Source organism: Roseibium aquae (assembly GCF_008711285.1).
In the GTDB taxonomy this organism is placed as follows: Bacteria; Pseudomonadota; Alphaproteobacteria; order Rhizobiales; family Stappiaceae; genus Roseibium; species Roseibium aquae.
The window spans coordinates 165,519-185,658 of record NZ_VXDC01000009.1; the positions used below are offsets into that span (position 1 = coordinate 165,519).

Here is a 20,140-nt window from a genome sequence, read left to right on the forward strand (position 1 = left end):
GATAGCGAGGCAGACGACGCGCGGGGCACTGTCGTCGGCTCGCGGCCCTCGTCAGCCCGCATGTACGGCCTTTCCCGGCGCGACCGCCGCCGGGCACATAAGCATCTGTGCGATAGACTCGGCCGGCATGGGCCGCCCCAAATGATATCCCTGGGCTTCATCGCAGCCGAAGGACTTTAACAGCTCCAGCTGTTCGGCGGTCTCAACCCCTTCCGCAATCACGGACAGTCCCATGTCATGCCCGAGCGAGACGATCGCCCGCGCGATGAAGCGCTGCTGCGTTTGCGTGTCCATCATCGAAATGAAGGTGCGGTCGATCTTGAGCTTCGTCAGCGGAAACGAGCCCAGCGCGCTCAAACTGGAGTAACCGGTTCCGAAATCGTCGATGGCCAGCTTCACGCCCAGCGAGCGTAACTCCTGCATGACCGGAACCGCATGAGACTTGTTCTGGATGATTAGGCTTTCTGTGATTTCGAGTTCCAGATTTGCCGGATTGAGTCCGGTCATCTTCAAAGCTTCACGGACCTGGTCGATGAAGTTTTCCTCCCGGAACTGACGGGCCGAGACATTCACGCCTACCCTGACGGGCGGCAACCCTGCTTCGGCCCATTCCTTGTTCTGGCGGCAGGCTTCCCACATCACCCATTGTCCCAGGTTGGTGATGAGGCCGGAGTCCTCGGCCAACGGAATGAAGGCGCCCGGCATCAAGGTGCCCAGTTCCGGGTGGTCCCAGCGCACAAGCGCTTCCACACCCGTAATCCGGCCGGTTTCCAGGTCGATCTGCGGTTGATAGTCGAGCCTGAATTCGCCGCGCTCCAATCCAACCCGCATGTCTTCAAGCAGGGTCAGGCGCTGCGGTTCGGCCTCGCGCATGCATGGCGTGTAGAACTGAAAGCGGTCGCGGCCCGATTCCTTGGCCCGGTACATCGCGCTGTCGGCGTGCAATAGGAGGGTTTCCCCGTCCACGCCATCGTCCGGATAGCGGGCCACCCCCATGCTGCAAGTGACATGGAAGGTCTTGTTCGCAAGCAGGATCGGTTCGGCGACCTTGCGCCGGATATCGCTCATGAGTTGAACCAGTTTGAGGCGGTCGGCGCGCTTGTCCTTGATCACGATGATGAACTCATCACCGCCAAAGCGGACCATCAGATCCTCTTCCCTGACCAGAAGGCGGATCCGCTCGGCAACGATCCGGAGCACCTCATCGCCAATGGAGTGGCCAAAGCTGTCATTGACGGACTTGAATTGATCGAGGTCGAAAAACACGACCGCGACCTTCTGGGAGAGCGGTTCAACCTCGTGGATCAAACGGTCAAGCTCCCGCTTGAGATCGTGCCGGTTCCGCAGGCCCGTCAAGGTGTCGTGGTGGGCCAGAAAGCTGATCTGCTGATCGGCTTTCGCCCGTTCGATGGCAATGGCAGCGAGCCGCGTGGTTTCTTCGGTAAGCCGTTGCTCGAACTGGGTCGGCTTCCGGACTGACTTGGAATAAAGGGCGAAGGTTCCCAAGACACTTCCATCGCGCGCGAACACAGGCGCGGACCAGCAGGATTTATATCCGAACGGCAAGATGAGACCCCGGTACTCCTCCCAGAGCGGGTCGGTCTCGATATCCGCGACGATCACCTTCTCGCCACGCCAGGCCGCGGTTCCGCAGGATCCGACCCTTGGCCCAATCTTCACGCCGCTTACCGCTTTGCAATAGGCCTCTGGCAGAGACGGAGCTGCCCCATGCAGCAGATGCTCTCCGCTATCATCCAGAAGCAGAATGGAGCCAAAAACGTCATCCAGCTGATCCTGGATCAGCAGAACCAGGCTGTCCAGCACATCCGGCAGGGACGCGCCGGTTGCCAGGAGTTCGAGCACGCGGGCTTGCCCGATCCTTAGGGCCTCAGCTCTTTTCCGCTCCGAAATGTCGCGGGACACGCCAAACAGGCCGACGACCTCGCCCTCGGAATTCCGAACCGGAAATTTCGAACTCGAGAACCATCGGCGGCTGCCATCGGGCAGATCAACATAGTCCTCATAGTCGAGCTTCGGCTGGCCGGATTCCAGCACCCACTTTTCATCTTTGGAAAACTTCTCGGCCAGATCCGGTGCGTGCAATTCCCGGTCGCTGCGTCCGATCAAATACGAGGGATCATCAAGGCCCAAGTCCTTGGCGACGGCCGCATTGGCCAACAGGAAGCGGCCGTCCCGGTCCTTGAGATACAGGTAGTCGGAGACGCTGTCCAAGACGGTCAAGAGCAAGTCTTTCCCGCCCGACCAATCCTGCGGAATACCAAAGCGGGACCGGGCTTCATCGACCGTCTTGTCCGGTGCGCCCGGGGCACCGTCACCAGGCTTGCCCGCCCTTCGGTGCGCAAGGTGCTTTCGCATTGGTTTCCTGCCCTAGCTTGTTTTAAGAATTGAGCCTAGTCTTGCCATCTAAAGAAAGACTGAAGAGCCACAATTAAACCCGCACAAAACTGCCACGCAGGCCTTGAATCGAGCAAGCCGGTCAAATCTACGCATGCTCGAACGATGTCCGCCCTTCGAACGCCCCGAGGCCGCCACGCCTGTTCCCGGCGACGACCCAACAGGGGTTTGCCTGGAAACGCTTGCGGGCGTATAGTCCGGCGAAATCAAGTCTCGTTCCACACCGGACACATGACAGGCTCTTACGCGCATTCCCGGCAAACAAGATCGACGCCAGCTCCAAAACCGGCGAACCCGCGCATGCCGCCTGTGCTTGTCGCACGGCTTTGGCGGCGCAGCGCATCCGCGGCGGGCCTGGCGACAAGATTGATGGCGCCCATTTGTTTCGCCGCCGCACTATGGTCGAACGCCTCTTTGGGCCCCTGGCTGGCCATTGGCTTCGCCATCGCCGTGCTTGTGGTTTTGAGTGGCCTCTCCAGCCTGCTGCCACCGGCCCGGAGATCGGAATCCTGGGCGGCCCGCGCCACCTACGGGGAACGGATCTGGATGAACCGGCTGGCAGTCCCCGTTTGCCAGGCGGACGCTCGGCCAGTCTCCATGCTGTCCTTGGCTGGCATCACGGGGATGGCCGTGATGGCGGGCGGCGCATGGCTTAACGATCCCGTGATCCTTGGCGGCGGACTGGCCGTCTATCTGGCCGCGCGGTTTGTGTTTTTCGACAGGCTTGGCGCCCTTTACGTGAAGATGAAGGGCGCGCATCCGCTCTATCGCTTCTGGGCCATGCGGCCGGACAACGACAATTCCGTGCGCCGCCGCGCGGCCAGCCATTGACGCACCCAGGTCCCCGGTCGCACAGCTTGGGCGCCGGGAACGCCCGGCTGCCTCAGCGCCGCTTTTCGGCGATCAATCCGATATAGGTCAACGCCACGCTGGCCCCGGCGATGGAGGTGATATCGGCATGGTCATAAGCCGGCGCGACCTCGACAATATCGCCCCCGACAAAATCGACCTCGCCTAAACGGCGCAAGATCATCAGGGCTTCGCGGGAGGTGAGCCCGCCCGCGACGGGCGTGCCCGTCCCTGGCGCGAAGGCGGGATCCAGGCAGTCGATATCGAAGGTCATGTAGGCCTTGACGTCGCCGACACGGTCGGTGACCATTTCCAGCACGCCATTGATCCCGAGCATTTCGACATCTTCTCCGGTCAGGATTTCGATCCCGCATGTCTCGGGTGCATGCGTGCGGATACCGATCTGGATCGACCGGTCGGGATCGATCAACCCCTCCCGCACGGCACGGCCGACAAACGTGCCATGGTCGATCCGGTTGCCCTTGTCGTCCCAGGTGTCCTGATGGGCATCGAACTGGACAAGGGCCAGTGGCCCGTGCTGCGCCACATGCGCCTTCAGGAGCGGATAGGTGACGAAGTGGTCTCCCCCGATGGAAAACAGATGCGTGCCGGTCACCAGAATAGCCTTGGCCTGACGCTCGATATGGCCGGGAATGTCGGATTGAACGCCGTAGTCGAAAACACAGTCGCCATAGTCCACGGCGGCAAGGCGCTCGAACGGATCGAACCCGAACGGATATTGCGGATCGCCGTCGAATATCGCCGAAGCCCGGCGCACGCCCTGCGGGCCGAACCGCGCGCCCGGACGATTAGAGACCGAAGCATCGAAAGGAATGCCCCAGATCGCCAGATCGACGCCGTTCAGGTCGCGGCTGTAACGGCGGCGCATGAAACTCAAGGCCCCCGCATAGGTGGGTTCATGGGAGCCGCCTTTCAGCGAATGGCCCAGAAAGGCATTGTCGGTCGGGCGGGGAAGGTCGTCGGTCATGCGGGTCACTCGGGCAATGTTTGACTGGCCTGTTGCTTTCACGAAAGGCCCGCCAGGTCAATTGCCCACGGCAAGCGCTTCGCATCACGGGCTGCGAAGCGCTTGCCAGCGTGCACTGCCAACCCTACAAGGCAACGGTTTGGCCGGGTTCGGCTGGAAAAGAGCAATCCCGTGTCAAAGGGGGCAACCGTCTTGGCGACTTCGAACGCAACGCTGCTGCGCGGCCGCATCTTGTCCTTTCACCGCGCTCCGCAGGGCCCGGACGATCACACAGCGTATCTTTATGAGGAAGACGGCGCCGTCCTGATCGAGAACGGGCGTATCGCAGCGGCCGGAGCCTATGCCGAGGTGGCGGAGCGGGCCCCGGCGGATGCGCGGTTGACGGATCACCGGCCCCACCTTCTTCTGCCCGGTTTCATCGACCCCCACATCCATTTCCCGCAGGCCCAGGTGATCGCCTCGTGGGCCGACCAGTTGCTCGACTGGCTGAACGACCACACGTTTCCGGCCGAAATGAAATTCGCCGATCTCGCCCATGGCCAGCGCATCGCCACCGCTTTCTATGACGCGCTGATCGCCCATGGAACCACGACGGCCGTGGCCTATTGCTCCAGCCACCCCAATTCGGTGCGTGCCTATTTCGCCGAAGCCGAAGCGCGGGGCATGCGCATGCTGGGCGGCAAGACGATGATGGACCGCAATGCCCCCCCTGCCCTCTGCGACACGGCGCAGTCCGCCTATGACGACAGCAAGGCGCTGATCGCCGAATGGCATGGCCGGGGCCGCGCCAGCTACGTCATCACACCGCGCTTTGCCATCACCTCGACACCGGCCCAACTGGAGGCCGCGGGAGCCCTCCTCGCCGAGCATCCAGACTGCCATTTGCAGACCCATATCAACGAGAACCACAACGAGATCGCCTACACGCTGGACCTTTATCCCGGCCATGCGGACTATCTCGCCGTCTATGAGCACTACGGCTTGCTGGGGCGCAAGACCCTGCTCGGCCACTGCATCCACATGAACGACCGCGAGCTTGGCGTGATGCGCGAGACCGGATCGGTTGCCGTGTTCTGCCCCACTTCCAATCTTTTTCTGGGCAGCGGGCTGTTCGACAAGGCGCGGCTGGAGACCGCGGGCGTCCGCACCGCCATCGCCACGGATGTGGGCGGCGGCACCTCTTATTCGCTCCTGCGCACCCTGGACGAGGGCTACAAGATCCTCCAGTTGCAGCGCCAGCGCCTGCACCCCTTCGAGACCTTCTACTGGGCGACGCGCGGCAACGCGGAGGCCCTGTCCCTGTCCGAAAAAATCGGCACCCTGGACGCGGATACCGAGGCCGACATCATCGTCCTCAACCCCGCCGCCACCCCAGAAATGGCCCTGCGCCACGAGACCGCCCGCTCGCTGGCCGACGAGCTGTTCATCCTGCAAACGCTGGGGGATGACCGGGCGGTGATGGAAACCTATGTGGCGGGCAAGGCCATGAAGGCCGGCCGGAGGATCTGACGCCGGTCCGGCTGTTCCGGTCAGGAGCCGGCCTGTTCACGCCATCGTTTTCTTCGGTATGCGGGGCTGCGGCGGTGGGACAACAGCAGCATCAAAGCGGCCAAGCCGAAATACCGGGCGCCCCGCGACAAAACGGTCGCAAGGAGAAACAGCGGAAAAAACATGCCGGTAACCCCGGCCAGAAGCATCGCCGTCTGAAAGGGGATTGGCACGATGCCAATCACAAGCACCGCCCAGAATCCGTAGGCCTGGATCCAGGCCTGCGCTTTCTCGAACTCGCCGCCCCAGTTGAACGTGTCCAGCAACCATGGACCGGCCGTTTCGAAAAACAGCCAACCAACCGCGTAGCCGACGGCCGCGGCGCAGATGCACCCGGCCGTGGCCATGGCGGCCAGGCTCCAGACCCGGTCACGGTTCAGCAACATGAGAGGGGCGAGGATTGCCTCCAGGGGCACCGGCACCACAGTTGCTTCCGCGAAACTGGCCACAGCGACGCCAAGGTTCCCGGATCGCGAGCGCGCAAGGCGTTTCAGCCACCGGAAGACGCGGCGCCGTTTTCGACCGGAGCTACTCAATCGTAACGCCGTTCAATCGTGACGGTTTGCCCGTTGGCCCGCCTTATTTCCCTGGCATAAATCTCGATGAAGATGCCATCGTCCACAAAGCCCTCGACGGTGATCTGTTCGCCGACATCGACAGGGACCCAATTCGGTCCGACATAGATCTCAACGGATCCGGTTGCGTCGCGCAGGACGAATTCGTCTTCGTCCGGGATCCGGTCGACCACACCCTGGACCGTCACCATTGTTCCGCGCTGAAGCCCGTCAATCGGCGTTATGTTGGAGGCGTTCGCGACCGAGGCCGGCAACAGGAAGAGGCTCACCAGAGCCATCGCAAGGGACTTCATCCGTATTGTCTCTAAAACAGTCTCAATCGGCCGGTATGCCGGTCATATCGGCAAACCCTGAGATGGTGGGCGTCCGGCCAGGATCAAGCCCCTCACCGTAAAACCCGCATTCCCCCGTCGGGCCCAAAAAGAAAGGCGCGGTTTGCAAACCGCGCCTTACCGGACTGACGTCCAAAAGTTCGTCCAATAACGGGTCAGCGCTTGGAGAACTGGAAGGACCGGCGGGCCTTTGCCCGGCCGAACTTCTTGCGTTCGACCACGCGGCTGTCGCGGGTCAGGAAGCCGTTCTTTTTCAAGATGGCGCGCAGTTCCGGCTCGTAATAGGTCAGAGCCTTGGAAATACCATGGCGCACGGCGCCGGCCTGACCAGACAGGCCACCACCGGTGACGGTGACCATGATGTCGTACTGGCCGGCCCGCTGGGTCAGCATGATCGGCTGTTGCAGGATCATCTGAAGAACGGGACGGGCGAAATACGCCGCGTAGTCTTTCTTGTTCACGACGATCTTGCCGGTGCCCGGCTTCACCCAGACACGGGCGACCGCGTCCTTCCGCTTGCCCGTTGCATAGGCGCGGCCCTGGGAATCCAGCTTCTGGACATGAACCGGAGCTTCCGGGGCAGCGGTGCCGACAGCGCCGCCGAGATCTTCCAAAGATTGCAGCTCAGCCATGATCAAGCCCTCCTGCCGTCATTCTTAGCGTTGAGGCCCTTCACGTCGACGAGTACCGGCGTTTGAGCTTCGTGCGGATGGGATGGGCCAGCATAAACCTTGAGGTTCTTGAGCTGCTTGTTGGACAGCGGGCCGCCCGGCATCATGCGTTGAACGGCCTTTTGCAGGACCCGCTCGGGGAACCGGCCCTCGAGGATCTTGCGCGCGGAACGCTCCTTGATGCCGCCGGGATGACCGGTGTGCCAGTAGTAGGTCTTGTCGGTGTATTTCTTGCCGGTGAAAACCACCTTGTCGGCATTGATGACGATGACATTGTCACCGCAGTCGACATGGGGCGTGTAGGTCGGCAGATGCTTGCCGCGCAGATGGTTGGCGATGTAGGCGGCGAGACGCCCGACGACCATGCCTTCCGCGTCGATCAAGATCCACTTTTTTTCGACCTCGGCCGGCTTGGCAGAGAAGGTCTTCATGGGTGTGATCCGTGTCTGATCGGTTAAAGAAAAGGGCCCGGCCAGCGCCAGCGCGCTCGCGAACGGGCCACAAATTCGTTCGAGCCGGTGTATACGCGCATGCCAGAAGACCGTCAAGCGCATTGATTGGACAATCGCCTTAATTAATAAAGCAAAATCAATCGGTTAAAAAAACGGTATCATTATACCACAAAATCCGACCATCCCTCAGCCTCTTTTCCGCCGCCGTTTTCGCGTCTAGCGATTTCTTAAGCGGATTTTGCTACCGCTTGGCCCGATCTGGCAAAGGACAGGAACACTGTGCTGCATGTCTTGAATACCGTATGGTCCCGTGTCGGTTGGCTCTGCCTTTGCGTGACAATCGTGTCCGGTCTTGGTGTCGCCGGGCTTTGGAAGGCGGTGGACACGCTGCTGGACCATGAGATCGAGACAGCGATCCAGGAACACGCATCGGCCCGTGCCTATACCTGGTCCCGGCAGTTTTTCCGCACAGTCACGAACAGCGCCGAGATCTTTCGAACCCGCACGGTTGCCCAGGACGAGATCCAGCGTTTCCAAGATTCGCTGTCCATTTCCGAGGTGGTGCGCTTTCGGCTCTACACGCCCGAGGGCGAGACGGTACATCTATTTGGCGACGCCATCTTCGCCCATGACATGATGGATCCCGAACTGGCGAAAGCCGTTTTCCTCAGCGGTGAGCACATTACCCGGATCCACAGGAACACGGGCGTGACCGCCCTGCCCGCTCTCCCCGCCACCTATGTGCGCACCATGATCCCGGCAACGACGCTGGGCGGCGAACGGATCGGCGCAATCGAGGCCTATATCGACACAACGGCTCTCGAGGCCACGCTGGAGAAGGCTTTTGCGCGCGCCACTGCCTATCTGATTGCCGGCACAGTGATAGTCATGGCGCTGCCGGGCGCCGCGTTTTTCTGGCGCAACACACAGACGATGAAAAAGGACCGCGAACTCCTGGAGTTGAGCCGATATGACCAATTGACCGGGGTCTTGAACCGCAACAGCGTCTCCGAACGGCTCGACCTCCTGTTCTCGCAAGGGCACGCCCGCAAGAGGCTCGGGCTCCTGTTCGTCGACCTCGACTACTTCAAGCAGGTGAACGACAGCCACGGGCACCATGTCGGCGATCTTCTGCTCGCTCACGTCGCGGATATCCTGAAGGCCCATATCCGATCCAAGGATGACATCGTCGCCCGGTATGGCGGCGACGAATTCCTGGTTCTGCTGCCCGGGATCGACGCAGCGGAACTGATGGCGGTCAGCCACCGCATCTTGCGGGCCGCGAACGCGCCAGTGCGGCTTGATGGCGTACAGCTCACCCCCAGCCTGTCGATTGGCGCCTATGTGGCCGGCGCCAGCGACACGCAGCGCGCCGCGCTGCACCGCGCGGATCTGGCGGTCTACGCGGCCAAGGCAAACGGGCGGGATCAGGTTGTCGCCTATGGCCCGGATCTTGAGCACAAACGCAAGATGGCCGACGCCGTTTGAGGCATGGCATGCCATTCACCGCGGCGGGATGGAATAGGTCGATGTGGCGTGGGCGACCAGATCGTCGGCCCCCTCGCCGGCAATGCCGCAATCCACCACCGCCAAGCGCTTTCCCAGCTTCAAAAGGCGCGCGGTGGCCAGAAGGTCGCCCGGTTCGGGCTTGCGCAGGAAGTTGATATTCAAGTTGGTAGTGACGGCCAGCGCAACGGGACCGATATGCGCCAGAATCACGACATAGGCGGCAAAATCGGCCATGGCCATCATGGTCGGCCCCGAAACGGTGCCGCCCGGCCGCAAGTGGCGTTCCGTCGCACGCAGCCGGATCACCGCCTCACCTGCGGACACCCGCTCCACTGAATAGGCTCGGCCGTCGGCGTGGATCTGCGGAAACTCGGCATCGAGAAAAGCCATCACCTCTTCGGCGCGCATCGCTGGCTGCATGGTTCCTCCCAATTCTCTGTCCTTGCTCAATTTTCCATATGAATCTTACGTAAAGGTCAAAGGGTCGGAAACGCAAGGCCGGCAAGATGCGAAGATGTCCCCCTCGCGCCCGCAGGCCAGCTTCGGTATACAGGGGCAAAGAGGATCTCAGGAAGGAGACACCCATGGCTGAAACTGCCGCCATCCACGACATGAACAAGCCAATGTTGGGAACGCTGCTCCATCAGGGCGTCCTTCGCATCGTCATGCAGCGCCCCGAGCGCATGAATTCCCTGTCGAGCGAGATGATGGCGGCGCTGTCGGCCGAATTGACCCAGGCCGCCGAAAACCCGGAGGTTCGGGTCATTCTGCTGGGGGCGGAGGGCAAGGTGTTCTGCGCCGGCCATGACCTCAAGGAACTAACCGCGGCCCGGGCCGAAGCCGACCGGGGACGGGCCACCTACACGCGGATCATGCGGCAGTGCTCGGATCTCATGCAGCAGATCGTTCGCCATCCCAAGCCCGTGATCGCGGTCGTCACCGGCGTCGCAACGGCGGCCGGATGCCAGCTTGTGGCCTCCTGCGATCTGGCGCTGGCCACGGACACGGCCACCTTCTGCACACCGGGCGTCAATATCGGCCTGTTCTGCTCGACCCCCATGGTCGCGCTGTCGCGCAATGTTGCCCCGAAACATGCCATGGAAATGCTCTTGACCGGCGAAAGCATCGACGCTTCGACCGCGAAGGAGTTCGGCCTGATCAACCGGATCATCCCGCGCGATTATCTCGACCAGGTCGTCCAGAAATACGCCGAAACGATTGCCTCCAAATCGTCCCAAACCCTCAAGGTCGGCAAGGAAGCGTTCTACAGGCAGCTCGAAATGCCCCTGTCGGACGCCTATGACCACGCGGCCAACGTGATGGTGGAAAACATGCTCGCGCGGGATGCGGAAGAAGGCATCAACGCCTTCTTGCAAAAACGCAAACCGGAATGGACGGATGGGTGAGCCGGAATAGCACATGACCCACGACACCTACCCCGACACCTATATCCGGAAGATTCTGGATGAGACCAAGACCATCGCCATGGTCGGGGCGAGCGCCAACACGGTTCGCCCGTCCTACTTCGTCCTGAAATACATGCTGGCCAAGGGCTATGACGTTTGGCCGGTCAATCCGGGCCAGGCCGGAAACGAGATTTTGGGGCAGACCGTGTACGCCTCGCTCGATGATCTGCCCGCCGTTCCGGACATGGTTGACATCTTCCGCAATTCAGACGCGGCGGGCCAGGTCGTGGACGGCATTATTGCCTTCGGACGCCTTCCGAAAGTCATCTGGATGCAGCTTTCGGTGCGCAATGACGAAGCGGCCAAGCGCGCGGAAGACGCCGGGGTCAAGGTGGTTATGGACCGGTGCCCGAAGATCGAGTACGGGCGCCTTTCAGGCGAGATTGGCTGGGCCGGGGTCAATTCGCGGACCCTGTCCTCCAAGCGCCCGGTGCTCAAGGCCGGCTTCCAGCACCGCGGCATCGGCCGGAACCGGAAACCGGGCAACTGAGCGCGGGCCGGGGTCAGCCTGGCGCAAGCACCTGGCTTCACCGTAACCCTCCGTTAAGCGGCAGGGCGCTAGCCTTGGGCCCAAGGTGGGCAAGCGGGAGGCTTCAACCATGGAAAGCTTTGCAACGGTTTTCACCCCCTTCGAGTGGGCCCTTATCGTGATGGCAGGGGCCACGACCATCGGCCTGGTCTTCTTCGTCAGATGCTCAGGGCGTGGGCCCGGCTACACCGTTTCGGGCGAAGGCCGATTCTTCGGTTTCACCTTCGGCCGCGACAATGATGGCGACGGCGGCTGCTCCGGCGATGGCGGCGACTAAGGGGAACGCATACGCGGTTTCGACCCGGGATTTCGAAATTCATTTCCACTGACCGGACCAGACCGGAACAGTGCTCCTTTGACCTTGCGCACCGGTTCGGCCAAGATGCCGCCCAATCACGGGCCTGGCGAACAAGGCCTGGTAAAAGCGGAGGTTTTTCATGAGCGACGGTGTTCCAGGTTTTTCCACTTTGGCGATCCATGCGGGCGCGCAACCCGATCCGGCCACCGGCGCGCGGGCCACGCCGATCTACCAGACCACATCCTTTGTGTTCGACGATGTGGATCACGCCGCGTCCTTGTTCGGTCTGCAGGCCTTCGGCAACATCTACACCCGCATCACGAACCCAACGACAGCCGTTCTGGAAGAGCGGGTCGCGGCGCTGGAAGGCGGCACCGCGGCGCTGGCGGTCGCATCCGGACACGCCGCCCAGCTTCTGTGCTTCCACACGATGATGACGCCGGGCGACAATATCGTGGCCGCGAACAAGCTGTATGGCGGGTCCATCAACCAGCTCAATCATTCCTTCAAAAATTTCGGCTGGAACGTGAAATGGGCCGATCCCTACGATCTCAGCACCTTTGAAGCGGCCATCGACGCGAACACAAAGGCGATCTTCATCGAAAGCCTTGCCAATCCCGGCGGCATCATCACGGATATGGCGGCGATCGCCGAGATCGCCAAGGCGCACAAGATCCCGCTTGTCGTCGACAACACCATGGCGACGCCCTACCTCTGCCGGCCAATCGAGCACGGCGCGGACATTGTCCTGCATTCGCTGACAAAGTTCATGGGCGGCCACGGCAACTCCATGGGCGGCGTGATCGTCGACGGCGGCTCCTTCGACTGGTCGGCTGACGACCGGTATCCGATGCTGTCCAAGCCGCGACCGGAATATGACGGTCTGGTCATCCATGAAACCTTCGGCAATTTCGCGTTCGCCATCGCCTGCCGCGTATTGGGTCTGCGCGACCTTGGCCCGGCGATTTCGCCGTTCAACGCCTTCATGCTCCTCACCGGTATCGAGACCCTGCCGCTGCGCATGCAGCGCCATTCCGACAACGCCAAGAAGGTTGCCCTGCATCTGGCCGGGCATGACAAGGTGAGCTGGGTTTCCTATGCTGGTCTGCCGGAAGACAAGCACCACCCATTGCAGCAAAAATACATGCCCAAAGGCGCCGGTGCCGTGTTCACATTCGGTGTCGAGGGCGGTTATGACGCGGGCGTGAAACTGGTCTCCGACACGGAGCTGTTTTCGCATCTCGCCAATATCGGCGACACCCGCAGCCTGATCATCCATCCGGCTTCCACAACCCACCGCCAATTGTCGGAAGAGCAAAAGACGGCCGCCGGGGCTGGCCCGGATGTCGTGCGCGTGTCCATCGGGCTCGAGGATGTCGACGACATCATCGCCGATCTGGATCAGGCGCTCTCGTCCTGACAAGCAAGGCCCGCCGTCCCCGGCGGGCTTTTTCAATGCGGTTTCAGCCGTACCAGCCTCAAGCCCCGGCGGCGTCCGGCAGGGCGTAATGGCCTTTCAGCGCGACCAGATACTCAATGCTCGCGGCAAGGACGAAGACCGCGAACCCCTGGTGAACCAAGGCCACGCCCAGCTGATGCATCGACAATGTCCCCGTGTAGTTGCCGAAGCCGAGCAAGGTCGCAATACCGAACACCATCTGGATGAAGATAAAGGCGGCGAAAACGGCCGCCGGCCATCGCACCGCCCGGCTTGGCGTGCGCCGGTAGGTCACCCAGACCAGATAAAGCGCGCCCGCGCCCAGAAGGTAGGCGGTCATGCGATGCTGGAACTGGACAGTCATGGCGTTTTCGAAAAAGTTAAGCCAGGCAGGCGACATCTTCAGGAGGCCGGAGGGGATGATTTGACCATCCATGAGCGGCCATGTGTTGAAGCTGAAGCCGGCATTGAGGCCCGCCACCAGGCCGCCCAGGAACAATTGCAGGAACACAAGGCCAAGGATCGCCCACCCGACCGGGACGAGAGCCCTGTGCACCTCCCCCGCCGCGCCAGCATGCGGGGCCAGCCGCCGTGCAATCCAGAACAGATAGCCGAATATGATGAAGGCAAGGGTCAAATGGGTGGCGAGCCTGTACTGGCTCACATCCGTCCGCTCGGTCAGGCCCGACGCAACCATCCACCAGCCGACCGCCCCTTGCAGCCCCCCCAGAAAGAGCCCGAGAACCAGCCAGGGTTTGAGCCAGTTTTCAAGCCGGCCTTGCGCCCAGAAGACCACAAGCGGCACAAAGAACGCCACACCAATCACCCGCCCGAGGAGCCTGTGACCCCACTCCCACCAGAAGATGAACTGAAACTCCGCCATGCTCATCCCCTTGTTGATGAGCTGGTATTCCGGGATCTGCCGGTACTTTTCGAGTTCCTCTTCCCACTGGGCCTCGGTCAGAGGCGGTATAACACCGTGGATGGGCTTCCACTCGGTGATGGACAGGCCCGATTCCGTGAGCCTGGTGGCTCCGCCCACAACGACCATGATGAGGATCAAGGTGCAAACGCCATAAAGCCACCAGCGCACCAGTGCGCGGTTTTTCCAGACCACCGTTTCATCGAGGGCCATGGTGGGGATGGTGTGCGGCGTATCGGTCGTGACTGTCATCTGCGCTTCCGGGTTTGACCTTTCGGTAGGTGAGATATAGGTGAAACCCCAGATCGGCAAGGCGCAGGTGGAACTTGCGACACTTGACCACCCTCGATACCTGGATCTCGCGAAGGATAGCTCCAGTGCCCTCTTTTCGGAAATTTATCGGCATGGTGACGCTGGTCACCTTCGTCATTGTCTACGCATTCGTGGCGATGGTGATTGGCGACTTGAAGTTGCAGAACGCTGGCGGTTGGGCGATCTTCGCCTATTACGCGATCGCAGGTCTTGCCTGGGTCATTCCGGCGGGTGCGATCATCTGGTGGATGGAGCGGGGCGGGAAACCCGGGACCTGATCCCGAACCCGGACGCCACCCAGCGCGCCGCGCCGAACAAGGCGAACGGAACACCGGTCAGATACTGCTCGAAATACTCGGCGGTTTGGAACTGACCGTTGATCGACACGCGCGGCAGCCGCATCAGGTCCCGCGCACAGGCCGATGTCAAAACGCCTGGGCTCGTCGTCACGGCCGAGGCGAACCCGATGGAGGCTAGAAACGCGGCGTCGCGGTCCGAAACCGCGTCTTCTTTTCCATAAGGATAGGCGAAATGCCGCGGGCGGGCGCCCAGCTCCGTTTCAAGACGCTCCATGCCGCGCGTGATATCGGCTTTCGCCCGCTCCTCGGACAGACGGGCAAGCGCCAGATGGTCATGCGTGTGCGCGCCGATGGTGACAAGCGGCTCGCGCGAAAGCGCCCGCAGTTCATCCCACGTCATCATCAACTGATCGGCCAGCGCGTCCAGATCAACGCCATATCTTTCGCACAGGAGACGGATGATGCCACGCTGATCTTCCTCCGGGATTTCCAGCGTCAGCCGGTTTACCAGCCCGAGAAAACACGCCTGCTTTTCCGCCAGGCTGCGGCAAGGGAAATCCATCCGGATGCCGGCATGCGAGAAGGTCAGCGTCTGCGCCCCATCGATCACCTGTTCCAGGGCCGCCCACCAAAGCTCGCTGGTCCGGTCGATCAGTCCGCTTGTCGCAAAAACGGTGAATGGGGCATCCATCCGCCGCAGCATCGGATAGACGATTTCAAGATTGTCCCGATAGCCATCGTCAAATGTCAGGACCGCATATCTCTTGCGCGCGTGGCCCGCCTTCAACAGATCGATCGCTTCATCCAGATGAACGATATCGTAGCCTTTTTCGCGGGTTCTCTTGACCACGAATTCGAGAAAGTCGGGCGTGATCTCCAAATGGGCATTGGGTTGGAAGCCCCGCGTCCGCGCAGGGCGGACGTGATGAAACATGAGGATGGCGCCGCACCCACGGGTCAATGGCGACAACGCGCGTCCGACGCCAGACGCGCTCAAAAATCTCAGACCGTTCTCAAAGACCGTTTGCCGCACTCTTGTTCCATCTTGTCGTGAAAAGCATCCAACGCATAACGGCACGCCCATAGGCCTGCCAATCGCCTCAAGCTACACCACCCCGAGCGCAAAAACCCATGGTTTATTCACTTCTCCGTGCTAACCAGAAGGACACTAAACGGACGCTTGGCCTTTTGACTTTTCCGCATCGCATTTCGGCACCAAGTGACAGATTGACCCATTAAACGCAAGCCACTGCCAGTTATCTTCACCGTCGAGCCACATGCCAAACATCCATTTGGATATCCACCCGAATTTCAACACTGCCCAGGCCGACTGGGAACGTGTCCAGGCGGCTGGCGCTGGCGCGCCATACCAGTCCTACAAATGGGTCCGAACGTGGTTCGAGGCAAATGGGCCAGCGGGTGCTCAACCAGTCATCGCCATCGGAAAAAATGGGGGAACCCCCGCGTTCGTTCTTCCCTTCCAGTTTGAAGGGGTTGGACCGGTCAAACGGCTCACCTTTCTCGGGGCGCTCAATTCCAATCAGAATACCGGGCTCTGGAACTGGTCCGCCTGTGACGGGATCGACAGCGCGGTGATGACAGTGCTGCTTCGGGAAATCTGCCGCCGCACAAACGCCGATATCCTGCACCTTTCCAACGTGCCGGCCACAATCCAGAGCCGAACTGCGCCTCTTCTGACTGGAAAAGAACCACCAAGCCCGAGCCCCCTGTTTCAAGGGCCGGTCAACCTGCATTATCCGGAATTTCTGAAACACACCAGAAGCCGGTCCACGGTGGCGAAGCTGCGAAAAAAGCATCGGCGCCTGACGGAAGCGGGCCCCTTCCGGATTATTCGCGCAAAGGGCGGGACCGACTTTGACCGCGTGCTCGAAGCCTTTTTTGCGCAGCGGACGGCCCGCGCGGTTGACGCGGGTGTGCCAAACGCGTTTGGCGAGCCGGACATCCAGAATTTTATCCGAAACCTGGCGGATCACCGATCGGTCTGGCCAGGCGGACCGTCACTTTGTCTCTGGGGTCTTGAAGTCGGCGGCATCATCCGGGCGACTTTCATCTGCCTGGAACAGGATACGACCTGGGCGGCCTATGCCAACAGCTTCGCCAATGACGAGTTGGCGGTCCACAGCCCGGCAATCATCTTGCTGATGGCCATTCTTGAAGCCGCCTGCGATGACCCGGCGATTGAGGTTTTCGATTTCGGGTTGGGCGACGAGCCCTACAAACATGGGTGGACCGCTCCCGTGCAGCTCTATGATCGCCTGCTCCCGGTCTCCGCGAAAGGGCGGGCTTTGGCGGGTCTCCTGTCGGCCAAGCAGACCTTGAAGTCAAGAATCCGGGGATCGGCGCGGGCCTGGGCCGCGGTTCGGGCCATCAGAAGATTTGCGGCCCGTTGGACGGCCCTCCATTAAGTCTGGCCTCAAGCCGCGCGGCCCGAACCGTTGGGATAATGGCGCGGCGGCGCGGCATCGGCGGACAGAATGTCGATCCTGGCGCCCGTATGCTCGGCCAGGGTTTGCGCAGCCGCCAACAAATCCCCGCGATCCGTTTCAGGTCCGGCAACCAAAACAACAAGATCCGCGAAATCGAGGACTTTCGAAGCGACGAGGCTCTCGTCCAAGCCACCAAGATCCACGATCACCACTTCATGGGTCGTGACCATGGCATCGAGTGCCCGCTCGAAGCGCACATCGTCGGCCCGGTGATCGGGTATAGCCAACCGTCCGGCCTCGATGATCCGGGCGGTGGACTCGGCATCCCGGTAGATCACCTGTGCAAAATTCGCCCTGCCAGCGACGAGATCCGAAAACCCTTCAGCGGCCTCCGGATCGGATTGGGCGGGAAAGATCTCGACCAGGAGGACCGATCCCCCCGCACGCGTGGTGGAACGGGCCTGGGCGAATGCGATGTTGTGGGAGAATTCGGGGGACCCGATACTGACAACCGCTACACAGCCTTCGAACGCGGTCAGATCGGGAAGACTGGTCCCGATTTCCGGCTCGGCGGTTTCTTGTGGCACCAACTCCTCTTCGGAAGGGACAACGGTGGGGTCATCCGTTTTGTCGGTTGGCCTCGCAGTATCGCCCGGCTCATCGCGTGAAACGGGGGGGGCGGCTGCATCCGCCATGTCCGCCACATAGTTGGCCATACGGGCGGTTCGAACCGAATCCGCGCCGCCAAACCCGGCACTGTAACTCCCGAAGGACTGCAAGCTATACCCGCTCGATGTCGGGATCCCGCCCTGCCCGCCCCAGGCCCCCATGGCCGGCGGATCGGAGACCCTGGGATCGGTCAGTGGTGGCTCTTCAGCCGGCGCGTGGCGTTGGGAAGACTGCCAAGAACTGGCCGGGACACGTTGCAAGGCTTCACCGGACAGGAACGCCCGCATCAATACGACTGCGCAACCAAGCAGGAACGTAACAAGCATCACGACAACTGTGATGCCGATCACTTTCGGGGCGTAGGGCTCGACCGGGACGCTTGCGCTGGACACGATCCGGGCATCAGCCGGGATAACCTCGGCTCTCAAGCGCGTGTCGGCTTCGCGAAGGCGCGCCAAAACGGCGTCGAGCTGTTGGGCCTTGGCATTGGCGTTGCGCTCAAGCTCCGCCAGCCGGACCTGGTCAGCACCAGAGCGGGCGGCGGCCTGCTTCAACTCTGAGAGCCGCGTTTCCAGTGCCCTGGCCCGCTCATTCGCAACCCTTGCATCATTCTCGAGGCCTTGGAGAACTTTCCGGGCTTCCGACAGGATCTGGCGATTATAATCGGCAAGCTGGGACTGGAGTGCCCGCAATTGCGGATGGTTTGGCAAAAGCGTGATCGACAGCTCGGCGATATTGGATTGGATCGCCACCTGCTGTTCCCGCAAACGCTGGATCAGCGGAGATTGCAAGACATCCGATGCCGTTTCCAGCGACCCGCCCGAGTTCAACAATTCTCGGATCAGGTCCGCCTTGGCCTGGGCCTCGGCCTTGTCAGCCTGCGCAGCGGAAACCTCGCTGCTAATCTCGGCCAATTGTCGCTGATTGAGGGTAATGTTGTCCGTGCCCACAAGCAGGTCCGCCCGGGCTCTGAAGTCTTCAACAGCCTTGCGCGCGGCCTGGACCTCACCTTGCAGGCGCGCCACTTCCGGGGCGAGGGCCGAGGCGGCAACCTGCGTGCTTTCCCGCTTGGCAGCCGATTGGAGAGCCAGATACTCATCGACGATGGCATTGGCCACATTTGCTGCAAGATCGGCGTCCTGCGCCGAATAATCGACCGCAATGACCCGCGAGCGGTCAAGCCGGTAGACATCCAGATTTTCAAAGAAGTGTTTGAGAACGCGCTCTTCCTGGGAGGAGGCGCCGGAGAACGGAGCCAGGCCGATCATGTTCAGAACATCGCCGAGGATGGAGCCTTCCCGGTCCGCGTCGAATTCCGCAATGGCGGCAAGGTCGAGCCGTTTGGCGACCCGCCGCGCCAGATCGGCGGACACAAGAAGCTGCACCTGGCTGGCAACGCCCTCGTTGTCGAGCAAAGCGCGCTCTTCCTCAACGCCCCTTGCTGTTCCGGGTAGCTCCGCGTCCTTCGTTTCAATGAGGATCCGCGCCTCGCCCTTGTATTTCGCGGGGACGAACTGCAAGGCGAACAGGGTCGCCCCCCCGGCAATGAGCACGAGAGGCAAAAGCCATTTGAAGGAGCGGGCCAAAGCCCTCAGCAATCCTCCAAGATCAAGCGCCAACTCCTCAGAGGACACTGCGTCACGCATGCCGGTCATCATCATTCTCCACCATAGTGCCGGACAATGACGAATTAGGGTAAGCGTTTGGTTAAGCCGGAAATTTACGGCAACCGGGAGCCATTAATTTTTTCATCGGCAGATTTATACAGTCCGCGCATCCATGGGGTCAGTCTTCACCCGGCATTAACCATAGACTGCAAAATTGGTCCCAGCAGAATGGAGACTCGCCAATGCTGGCCCGTGTGTTCTGGGCGTTTGCCCTGTGTACCATATTGACGGCGTGTAGTGGATACAGACAACCACCCACGGCGTTTCATGAGGTATTGACCCAGCCCTATCGTCTCGACTCCAGCGACCGCCTGCGGATTCTCGTGTTTGGACAGGACGATCTGTCAAACACCTATACCATTGATCAGGCAGGATATATTTCGTTTCCGCTGATCGGGAACGTTGCCGCGCGCGGCAAGACGCAGCAAGAACTGGCACACGAAATCGCCCGCAAACTCCGTCAGGGATTCTTGCGGGCGCCGGATGTTTCCGTGGAAGTGAACACCTACCGCCCGATCTTCGTGATGGGTGAGGTGCAAAATGCAGGCCAGTACAATTATGTGCCGGGCATGACAGTTCAGAACGCAATCGCGACAGCCGGCGGATTTTCAAGCCGGGCGCAACAGGCCGACGTCGATATCACCCGCCAGATCAACGGCGAAATCCTCAACGGACGTGTGCCTATTTCGGACCCATTGCGGCCCGGCGATACAATTTACGTCCGCGAACGCTTCTTCTGACCCTGGGGCCAGTT

20 protein-coding genes are annotated in these 20,140 nt (G+C 61.2%); 10 read left to right on the top strand and 10 right to left on the bottom strand.

What is annotated here, in order from left to right; all coding sequences use genetic code 11:
- Positions 1 to 51: 51 nt before the first annotated feature.
- Positions 52 to 2,376 (bottom strand): sensor domain-containing protein, encoded by a 2,325-nt coding sequence (locus F0184_RS15555; RefSeq protein WP_150497115.1) that lies wholly within the window; start codon positions 2,374 to 2,376, stop codon positions 52 to 54.
- Between the two features lie 339 nt (positions 2,377 to 2,715).
- Between F0184_RS15555 and F0184_RS15560 the strand changes: the two genes are divergently transcribed.
- Positions 2,716 to 3,246: a DUF6653 family protein gene (locus tag F0184_RS15560; protein ID WP_308809958.1), complete on the top strand. Its 531-nt coding sequence runs from the start codon at positions 2,716 to 2,718 to the stop codon at positions 3,244 to 3,246.
- Between the two features lie 52 nt (positions 3,247 to 3,298).
- Here the strand turns inward: F0184_RS15560 and speB are convergent, their stop codons facing one another.
- Positions 3,299 to 4,252, bottom strand: a complete 954-nt coding sequence (gene speB, locus F0184_RS15565) for an agmatinase (RefSeq protein WP_150497117.1) — start codon at positions 4,250 to 4,252, stop codon at positions 3,299 to 3,301.
- Between the two features lie 192 nt (positions 4,253 to 4,444).
- Between speB and guaD the strand changes: the two genes are divergently transcribed.
- Positions 4,445 to 5,761: a guanine deaminase gene (gene guaD / locus F0184_RS15570; RefSeq protein WP_150497118.1), complete on the top strand. Its 1,317-nt coding sequence runs from the start codon at positions 4,445 to 4,447 to the stop codon at positions 5,759 to 5,761.
- Positions 5,762 to 5,781: 20 nt separating this feature from the next.
- Here guaD and F0184_RS15575 read toward each other — a convergent pair whose 3' ends face one another.
- The 4 genes from F0184_RS15575 to rplM form a co-directional block, all read right to left on the bottom strand.
- Positions 5,782 to 6,222 (bottom strand): YqaA family protein, encoded by a 441-nt coding sequence (locus tag F0184_RS15575; protein WP_150497119.1) that lies wholly within the window; start codon positions 6,220 to 6,222, stop codon positions 5,782 to 5,784.
- 110 nt (positions 6,223 to 6,332) lie between these two features.
- Positions 6,333 to 6,668: a hypothetical protein gene (locus tag F0184_RS15580; RefSeq protein WP_150497120.1), complete on the bottom strand. Its 336-nt coding sequence runs from the start codon at positions 6,666 to 6,668 to the stop codon at positions 6,333 to 6,335.
- Between the two features lie 194 nt (positions 6,669 to 6,862).
- Positions 6,863 to 7,339 carry a 30S ribosomal protein S9 gene (gene rpsI / locus F0184_RS15585; RefSeq protein WP_150497121.1) on the bottom strand — a complete coding sequence of 159 codons (477 nt, stop codon included), beginning with the start codon at positions 7,337 to 7,339 and terminating at the stop codon, positions 6,863 to 6,865.
- Positions 7,340 to 7,341: 2 nt separating this feature from the next.
- Positions 7,342 to 7,809, bottom strand: coding sequence for a 50S ribosomal protein L13 (gene rplM / locus F0184_RS15590; protein WP_150497122.1), 468 nt, complete (start codon positions 7,807 to 7,809; stop codon positions 7,342 to 7,344).
- A gap of 300 nt (positions 7,810 to 8,109) precedes the next feature.
- Between rplM and F0184_RS15595 the strand changes: the two genes are divergently transcribed.
- Positions 8,110 to 9,318: a GGDEF domain-containing protein gene (locus tag F0184_RS15595; RefSeq protein ID WP_150497123.1), complete on the top strand. Its 1,209-nt coding sequence runs from the start codon at positions 8,110 to 8,112 to the stop codon at positions 9,316 to 9,318.
- Between the two features lie 15 nt (positions 9,319 to 9,333).
- Here F0184_RS15595 and F0184_RS15600 read toward each other — a convergent pair whose 3' ends face one another.
- Positions 9,334 to 9,759 (bottom strand): PaaI family thioesterase, encoded by a 426-nt coding sequence (locus F0184_RS15600; protein ID WP_150497124.1) that lies wholly within the window; start codon positions 9,757 to 9,759, stop codon positions 9,334 to 9,336.
- A 164-nt stretch (positions 9,760 to 9,923) separates the two neighbouring features.
- On the opposite strand from F0184_RS15600, the gene F0184_RS15605 reads away from it, so the two are divergent.
- The 4 genes from F0184_RS15605 (at position 9,924) to F0184_RS15620 (ending at position 13,052) form a co-directional block, all read left to right on the top strand.
- Positions 9,924 to 10,745: an enoyl-CoA hydratase gene (locus F0184_RS15605; protein ID WP_150497125.1), complete on the top strand. Its 822-nt coding sequence runs from the start codon at positions 9,924 to 9,926 to the stop codon at positions 10,743 to 10,745.
- Positions 10,746 to 10,758: 13 nt separating this feature from the next.
- Complete coding sequence (locus F0184_RS15610; protein WP_150497126.1) at positions 10,759 to 11,295, top strand: CoA-binding protein; 537 nt, start codon at positions 10,759 to 10,761, stop codon at positions 11,293 to 11,295.
- Positions 11,296 to 11,404: 109 nt separating this feature from the next.
- Positions 11,405 to 11,611 carry a hypothetical protein gene (locus F0184_RS15615; protein WP_150497127.1) on the top strand — a complete coding sequence of 69 codons (207 nt, stop codon included), beginning with the start codon at positions 11,405 to 11,407 and terminating at the stop codon, positions 11,609 to 11,611.
- A 160-nt stretch (positions 11,612 to 11,771) separates the two neighbouring features.
- A complete protein-coding gene (locus tag F0184_RS15620) occupies positions 11,772 to 13,052 on the top strand; it encodes an O-acetylhomoserine aminocarboxypropyltransferase (RefSeq protein ID WP_150497128.1) in 1,281 nt (426 codons plus the stop codon).
- Positions 13,053 to 13,110: 58 nt separating this feature from the next.
- Here the strand turns inward: F0184_RS15620 and F0184_RS15625 are convergent, their stop codons facing one another.
- Complete coding sequence (locus F0184_RS15625) at positions 13,111 to 14,244, bottom strand: COX15/CtaA family protein (RefSeq protein WP_150497129.1); 1,134 nt, start codon at positions 14,242 to 14,244, stop codon at positions 13,111 to 13,113.
- A gap of 125 nt (positions 14,245 to 14,369) precedes the next feature.
- Between F0184_RS15625 and F0184_RS15630 the strand changes: the two genes are divergently transcribed.
- Positions 14,370 to 14,582, top strand: a complete 213-nt coding sequence (locus tag F0184_RS15630; protein ID WP_371871140.1) for a DUF2842 domain-containing protein — start codon at positions 14,370 to 14,372, stop codon at positions 14,580 to 14,582.
- Here F0184_RS15630 and F0184_RS15635 read toward each other — a convergent pair.
- Positions 14,542 to 15,537, bottom strand: a complete 996-nt coding sequence (locus tag F0184_RS15635; protein ID WP_208998507.1) for a polysaccharide deacetylase family protein — start codon at positions 15,535 to 15,537, stop codon at positions 14,542 to 14,544. The genes F0184_RS15630 and F0184_RS15635 overlap by 41 nt on opposite strands.
- Before the next feature lie 343 nt (positions 15,538 to 15,880).
- On the opposite strand from F0184_RS15635, the gene F0184_RS15640 reads away from it, so the two are divergent.
- Positions 15,881 to 17,029 carry a GNAT family N-acetyltransferase gene (locus F0184_RS15640; protein WP_150497131.1) on the top strand — a complete coding sequence of 383 codons (1,149 nt, stop codon included), beginning with the start codon at positions 15,881 to 15,883 and terminating at the stop codon, positions 17,027 to 17,029.
- 8 nt (positions 17,030 to 17,037) lie between these two features.
- Here F0184_RS15640 and F0184_RS15645 read toward each other — a convergent pair whose 3' ends face one another.
- On the bottom strand, positions 17,038 to 19,365 hold the full coding sequence (locus F0184_RS15645; protein WP_208998508.1) for a GumC family protein: 2,328 nt from the start codon (positions 19,363 to 19,365) through the stop codon (positions 17,038 to 17,040).
- 203 nt (positions 19,366 to 19,568) lie between these two features.
- Between F0184_RS15645 and F0184_RS15650 the strand changes: the two genes are divergently transcribed.
- A complete protein-coding gene (locus F0184_RS15650) occupies positions 19,569 to 20,126 on the top strand; it encodes a polysaccharide biosynthesis/export family protein (protein ID WP_150497133.1) in 558 nt (185 codons plus the stop codon).
- Positions 20,127 to 20,140 lie beyond the last annotated feature (14 nt).